The organism is Rhodopseudomonas sp. (genome assembly GCF_013377015.1).
In the GTDB taxonomy this organism is placed as follows: Bacteria; Pseudomonadota; Alphaproteobacteria; order Rhizobiales; family Xanthobacteraceae; genus JARJEH01.
Genome location: NZ_JACABA010000002.1, coordinates 607,000 through 613,341, shown reverse-complemented (window position 1 = coordinate 613,341; position 6,342 = coordinate 607,000). Strand labels below are relative to the sequence as shown.

Genomic DNA, 6,342 nt, shown 5'->3' with positions numbered 1-6,342 from the left:
TCGGCAGCCGGCGCGAATCCTCGTCGTCGCTGTCGTCGTCGCGGCCTTCCTGATAGGCGGCGAGGAAGCCGTCGAACTTGATCACCTGGCCGGTGGCGCGCAGTTCCAGCACCCGGGCGCCGGCTTTCGCGGCGATATCGACGGTGGTGCGCTCGAGTTCGGCGGATTCCATCTGGCTGGCGATGGTGCGGATCCAGATCAGTTCGTAGAGCCGGATCTGGTCGTGATCGAGCCGGGCGCGCAGGCTGTCGGGCCGCCGCGACAGGTCGGTCGGGCGGATCGCTTCATGCGCTTCCTGGGCGTTTTTCGCCTTGGCCACATATTGCCGCGGCGCCTCGGGGACATAGGCCTTGCCATAGTCCTCGCCGATCACCTGGCGCGCCTGAGTGATCGCGGAGCCGTCGATCTGGACGCCGTCGGTTCGCATATAGGTAATGAGACCGGTGGTCTCGCCGCCGATGTCGATGCCTTCATACAGTCGCTGCGCGATCCGCATCGTGTGCGCCGGCGCGAAGCCGAGCTTGCGGCTGGCTTCCTGCTGCAGCGTCGAAGTGGTGAACGGCGCGTAGGGGTTGCGCTTCGCCGGCTTGGCCTCGACCGAGGACACGGTGAAATTGGCGGCTTCGATCGCCTGCTTGAAATCCTCGGCCTCGACGCCGGTGCCGATGTCGAGCCGTTGAATCTTCTTGCCGTCGGCGCCGACCAGCCGGGCCTCGAAACTGTCGCCGCGCGGCGTGGTCAGGGTGGCGACCAGCGACCAGTATTCGCGCGGCACGAATTTTTCGATTTCGAGCTCGCGGTCGCAGACCAGCCGCAGCGCCACCGATTGCACCCGGCCGGCGGAGCGGGCGCCGGGCAATTTGCGCCACAGCACCGGGGAGAGGGTGAAGCCGACCAGATAGTCCAGCGCGCGGCGCGCCATGTAGGCGTCGACCAGCGCGCCGTCGATCTGGCGCGGATTCTTCATCGCCTCGGTGACGGCCTGCTTGGTGATGGCGTTGAACACCACGCGTTCGATCTTGTGATCCTTGATCGCGCGCTTCTCTTTCAACACCTCCAGCACGTGCCAGGAGATCGCTTCGCCCTCACGGTCAGGGTCGGTGGCGAGGATCAGCTTGTCGGCCCCCTTTAGCGCCTTGGCGATATCGTTCAGCCGGCCAGCCGCCTTGGGATCGATTTCCCAGATCATCTGGAAATTAGCGTCCGGATCAACCGATCCATTTTTCGCCGGAAGGTCGCGGACATGGCCGAACGAGGCCAGGACCTCGTACGACGCACCCAAATATTTGTTGATCGTCTTGGCCTTTGCAGGCGACTCGACAATGACGATATTCATGTCATTCCAATGGCTTAGCTGGGAGAAAAGGGCCGGTTCCGCGAGACTCGCGCCTGCCGCATTGCCGGGAACATGGGTGGTGAGGTCCTCGCTGTCAAATACCGATCGGGTGACAGCTGTGGTTCCGACCGAACAAAATTGAAGGCGGGACGCAAGGATGTAACCGAGGATTGCACAATTTAAAGATGTAGTTTTATAATATACTCGTATTTGTACGTAACCTCCAGCTGTCGAAAGGACCGGAATTCATGTCGTCCCGACGGGGGAACGGTCAGCAACAAACCGCCCGTTCGGAGAACGGCGGACCCGGAGAGGCCGCCAGCTACCTCGCCGAAGCGATCGCCGATCTGGCGCATCTGGCGCGAATCCATCGCCTCGACATGCTGTGCTATCTGCTGGAAATGGCGCTGCTGGAAGCCCAGGAGATGGTCCGGCTGCGCGGTGCGCGCAGTTCGCCATCGCAACATGGCAAATAGTGGCGATCCGGTCGGCGCCAGTTCGGCGTCGGCTGGGCCGAGCAGGCGGCCGTCCGCGACGCGAGGCTCGAGCCGTCGCACCGGCCGCCGGAAACGCCGCGCGGCCCATGTCGGTCATTCGTCTGTCGTTAACGCACCGTTAACTGTGATGGTTCACGATTCGAACCAGCAAGGGGCGAGCCGGATGTACGTTCGCCTCTAAAGATGGCTCGAAGTGACACCACTTCGGGCCGTTGCTTTTTGTACTGCAGCACGACGCCGATCGGCGCCGTCGTCACAGCAGCGACACCAGCCCGCCGCCGTGCCGCTCCAGCCGGCCGGCGAGCTCGAGTTCGAGCAGCACGGTGCGCACCACCGCGGGCGCGACGTTGGAGATCCGGATCAGATCGTCGAGCCCGATCGGACTCGGCCCGAGCAGACCGACGATGCGGGCGCGGTCGCCGGAGTCGGGCTCCGCGATCGGCGGCAACTCGTCCGGCTCGCGGCTCGGCAACTCGATCGGCCGTTCCAGGATCGGCGTCACCGCATTGATAATGTCGGCGGCCTCGGTGACCAGTGCCGCGCCCTGTTTGATCAGATCGTTGGTGCCGGCGGCGCGCGGATCGAGCGGCGAGCCCGGCACCGCGAACACCTCGCGGCCCTGTTCGGCGGCGATCCGTGCGGTGATCAACGAGCCGGACCGATGCGCGGCCTCGATCACCGCGACGCCGAGCGCCACGCCCGAGATCAGCCGGTTGCGGCGGGGAAAGTCCCGTGCGCGCGGCACATGGCCAAGCGGCATTTCCGAGATCGCGGCGCCGGCTTCGCGCAGGATTTGCGCCAGCAGTTCCTCGTGCTCGGGCGGATAGATTTTGTCGTGGCCGCCGGCCAGCGCCGCCACGGTGCCGCCAGACAGGCTGGCGCGATGCGCGGCCTGATCGATGCCGCGCGCCAGCCCCGAGACGATGACAAAACCGGCCTCGCCGAGATCGCGCGCCAAGGTGGCGGCGAATTTCAACCCGGCGCCGGAGGCGTTGCGCGAGCCGACGATCGCCAGCATCGGCCGTATCAATGTGTCGTGCGATCCGCGGACGCCGAGCAGCGGCGGCGCGTCGTCGATCAGCGCCAAGCGAGGCGGATAGCCGGCCTCGCCGGGAGCGACCAGCGCGACGCCGATCTTGTTACTTGAGATCAATTCGCGATGCGCCTCGTGCTCGCTGACAATGCGACCGGGGCGGGCGGCGCCACCGCGCCGCGCCAACTCGGGCAGTGCGTCGAGCGCGGCGCGGGCGCTGCCGAAATGATTGACCAGCGAGCGGAAGGTGCGCGGCCCGACATTGTCGGAGCGGATCAGCCGCAGCCAGTCGATCCGCTGCGCGTCGGTGAGATGGGTGGTGGGTTGATTGTTGTCGTTCACGCTGCCCCCGAAGCGCTGGCCTCAATCGGCCGTCTCGGTGGAGAGTGTCGCGCAACTTATGGGGGTGGGCAACCGGTCGTAGGACTAAGGCCGGAGCGGTATATCAGTGGCCTACTTCTTCTCGCCGATCCGGCTTTCTGTCCCGGCCTGCAGCCGCTTAATGTTCTCGCGGTGCATGTAGACCAGCAGCAGCGTCAGCACGGCGAACAGCGCGGCCAGCGCGAGGTGGCCGAACCACCACAGGAAGATCGGGGTGATGAAAGCCGCGACCAAGGCTGACAGCGAGGAGTAGCGCGTGGTCAGCGCCGTCGCGAGCCACAGCACGCAGAACACCACCGCGCCGGGCCAGAACAGCCCGAGCAGCACGCCGATATAGACCGCTACGCCTTTGCCGCCTTTGAACTTCAGCCAGACCGGAAACAGGTGGCCGAGAAAGGCGCCGAGCGCCGCCAGCATCGCGGCTTCGGCGCCGCCGAACCAGGCGGCGATCAGCACCGCGGCGGTGCCCTTCAGCGCGTCGCCGAGCAACGTCGCCGCGGCCAGCCCCTTGCGGCCGGTGCGCAGCACATTGGTGGCGCCGATATTGCCGGAGCCGACAGTGCGCAGGTCCTGGGTGCCGGCGAGTTTGGTTAGGATCAGTCCGAACGGGATCGATCCCAGCAGATAGCCCAACACCAGGGCTGCGATGTAAATCCCGATCATCGGTCCTCACACATGTTCATACACCGTGCGCCCGCCGACGATGGTGCGCGCCACCCGGCCGGAAAACCGCGCCTCGTCAAACGGGGTGTTCTTGCATTTCGATTTCAGTTCGTCGGGATCGACCACCCACGGCACATCGGCGTCGATCACGATGACGTCGGCCGGCGCGCCCGCGCGCAGCGATCCGCCGGGCAGGCCGAGCAGTTCCGCTGGCCGCGTCGACATCGCGCGGATCAGCGTGGTGAAATCGATCTCGCCATTGTGGATCAGCCGCAGCCCGGCCGGCAGCATGGTCTCAAGCCCGATCGCGCCGGCGGCGGCCTCGGCGAACGGCAGCCGTTTTGTTTCCACGTCCTGCGGATTGTGGTCCGACATGATGACGTCGATCAGCCCGGATGCAACAGCGGCGACCAGCGCTTTGCGGTCGTCCTCGCTGCGCAGCGGCGGCGACAGCTTTAGGAATGTGCGGTACGGGCCGATGTCGTTTTCGTTCAGCGTCAGATGATTGATCGACACCGAGGCGGACACGGCAAGCCCGAGGTCGCGGGCGCGTTGCAGGATCTCCAGTGACTCGATGCAGCTGACGGAGGCTGCGTGGTAGCGCCCGCCGGTCAGCATGACGAGCCGGATGTCGCGTTCCAGCACCACGGCTTCGGCGGCGCTGGGGATGCCGACCAGGCCGAGCCTGGTGGCGAACTCGCCCTCATTCATCACACCTTCGCCGACCAGATTGGGGTCCTCGGTGTGATGCACGATCAGGGCGTCGAAATCGCGGGCATAGGTCAGCGCGCGGCGCATCACCTGGGCGTTCATCACGCTGCGGTCGCCGTCGGTGAAGGCGACGGCACCGGCGGCTTTCAGCAACCCGATCTCGGTCATCTCGGCGCCGGCCATGCCCTTGGTCAGCGCCGCCATCGGATGGATGTTGACGATCGCGGTATCGCGCGCCCGCCTGAGAACGAAATCCACCGTCGCCGAATTGTCGATCACCGGCGAGGTGTCGGGCTGGCAGATGATGGTGGTGATGCCGCCGGCGGCGGCGGCCTGGCTCGCCGAAGCAAACGTCTCGCGATGGCTGGCGCCGGGTTCGCCAACGAAGGCGCGCATGTCGATCAGTCCGGGCGCCACGATCATGCCGCTGCAATTGACGATGTCGGTGCCCTCGGGCACCCCGGCGGCGCCGATGCCGCGCCGCGCCTCGCGGATCACGCCGTCGGCGATCAGCACGTCGCCGATGCCGTCGAAGTCGCGCGCCGGATCGATCAGGCGGGCATTGGCGAGCAATATCGGGCGTCGGTCGGTCAGCATGCTGTCACGCGTTCGGCAGGTTGCGGGCCAGCGCTTCGAGCACCGCCATCCGCACCGCCACTCCCATTTCCACCTGTTCGCGGATCAGCGACTGCGCGCCGTCCGCCACGATCGAGTCGATTTCGACGCCGCGATTCATCGGCCCCGGGTGCATCACCAGCGCGTCGGGCTTTGCGTAGGCCAGCTTCTTCTGGTCGAGCCCGAAATACTGGAAGTATTCGCCCGACGACGGCACGAACGAGCCGTTCATCCGCTCGCGCTGCAGCCGCAGCATCATGACGATGTCGGCGCCGTTGAGGCCCTCGCGCATGTCGCGATGGACCTCGACGCCCATCCGTTCGATGCCAGGCGGCAGCAGCGTGGAGGGCGCGACCACCCGGACGCGGGCGCCCATCGCGTTGAGCAAGATGATGTTGGAGCGGGCGACGCGGGAATGCGCGACATCGCCGCAGATCGCAATCACCAGGCCCTCGAGCCGGCCCTTGTTGCGGCGAATGGTCAGCGCGTCGAGCAGCGCTTGCGTGGGATGTTCGTGGGCGCCGTCGCCGGCGTTGATCACCGAGCCGTCGACCTTGCGCGCCAGCAATTCGACCGCGCCGGAGGCGTGATGGCGCACCACCAGAATGTCGGGGTGCATCGCGTTCAGCGTCACTGCGGTGTCCATCAAAGTCTCGCCCTTGCGCATCGAGGACGACGACACCGACATATTCATGACATCGGCGCCGAGCCGCTTGCCGGCGATCTCGAACGAGGACTGGGTGCGGGTCGAGGCTTCGAAGAACAAATTGACCTGGGTGCGGCCGCGCAACGAGGTGCGCTTCTTGTCGACCTGGCGGTTGAGCTCGACATATTCTTCGGAAAGGTCGAGCAGGCCGGTAATATCGGCGGCGGAAAGTCCCTCGATTCCCAGCAGATGCCGGTGACCGAGGACAAAGGTCGATTTCGATACAGGGGTCATTAAAACGAGAGCTATAGGCAGAGTTGGAAATCGGGGCAAGCGCGATCTGACGGCTTGCGGAATAATCCCCCGCTGCGTTGAAATCGGGTCCAACGCCGCCCGCCGGCGCGCGATGTTGGTCCGCTGCGGCGGCTCTGGTAAACCAGTCCGGCAGCGTCATCGAAAT

Annotated in this window: 6 protein-coding genes; 1 reads left to right on the top strand and 5 read right to left on the bottom strand. The window is 65.7% G+C overall.

Annotated elements, in window-relative coordinates; all coding sequences use genetic code 11:
• Positions 1-1,336: type I DNA topoisomerase (topA, locus tag HXX15_RS11310; protein ID WP_296516108.1), on the bottom strand; the 1,336-nt coding region annotated here is incomplete at its 3' end.
• 248 nt (positions 1,337-1,584) lie between these two features.
• Here topA and HXX15_RS11305 point away from each other — a divergent pair.
• Entirely contained in the window at positions 1,585-1,812 is a 228-nt protein-coding gene (locus tag HXX15_RS11305; RefSeq protein WP_296516106.1) for a hypothetical protein, read from the top strand.
• Between the two features lie 274 nt (positions 1,813-2,086).
• On the opposite strand, the gene dprA is transcribed toward HXX15_RS11305, so the two are convergent.
• The 4 genes from dprA to HXX15_RS11285 all read right to left on the bottom strand — a co-directional run bounded on the left by dprA (position 2,087) and on the right by HXX15_RS11285 (position 6,176).
• Positions 2,087-3,208 (bottom strand): DNA-processing protein DprA, encoded by a 1,122-nt coding sequence (gene dprA, locus HXX15_RS11300; RefSeq protein ID WP_296516103.1) that lies wholly within the window; start codon positions 3,206-3,208, stop codon positions 2,087-2,089.
• A gap of 111 nt (positions 3,209-3,319) precedes the next feature.
• Entirely contained in the window at positions 3,320-3,910 is a 591-nt protein-coding gene (gene plsY, locus HXX15_RS11295; protein WP_296516100.1) for a glycerol-3-phosphate 1-O-acyltransferase PlsY, read from the bottom strand.
• Positions 3,911-3,916: 6 nt separating this feature from the next.
• Positions 3,917-5,218, bottom strand: coding sequence for a dihydroorotase (locus HXX15_RS11290; protein ID WP_296516097.1), 1,302 nt, complete (start codon positions 5,216-5,218; stop codon positions 3,917-3,919).
• Positions 5,219-5,222: 4 nt separating this feature from the next.
• Entirely contained in the window at positions 5,223-6,176 is a 954-nt protein-coding gene (locus HXX15_RS11285) for an aspartate carbamoyltransferase catalytic subunit (protein WP_296516095.1), read from the bottom strand.
• Between the last annotated feature and the right edge of the window lie 166 nt (positions 6,177-6,342).

Excerpts from the sequence above, each read along its gene's own strand:
- HXX15_RS11305 (WP_296516106.1), top strand. The coding sequence starts at position 1,585 with ATGTCGTCCCGACGGGGGAACGGTCAGCAACAAACCGCCCGTTCGGAG.
- plsY (WP_296516100.1), bottom strand. The coding sequence starts at position 3,910 with ATGATCGGGATTTACATCGCAGCCCTGGTGTTGGGCTATCTGCTGGGA.
- HXX15_RS11290 (WP_296516097.1), bottom strand. The coding sequence starts at position 5,218 with ATGCTGACCGACCGACGCCCGATATTGCTCGCCAATGCCCGCCTGATC.
- HXX15_RS11285 (WP_296516095.1), bottom strand. The coding sequence starts at position 6,176 with ATGACCCCTGTATCGAAATCGACCTTTGTCCTCGGTCACCGGCATCTG.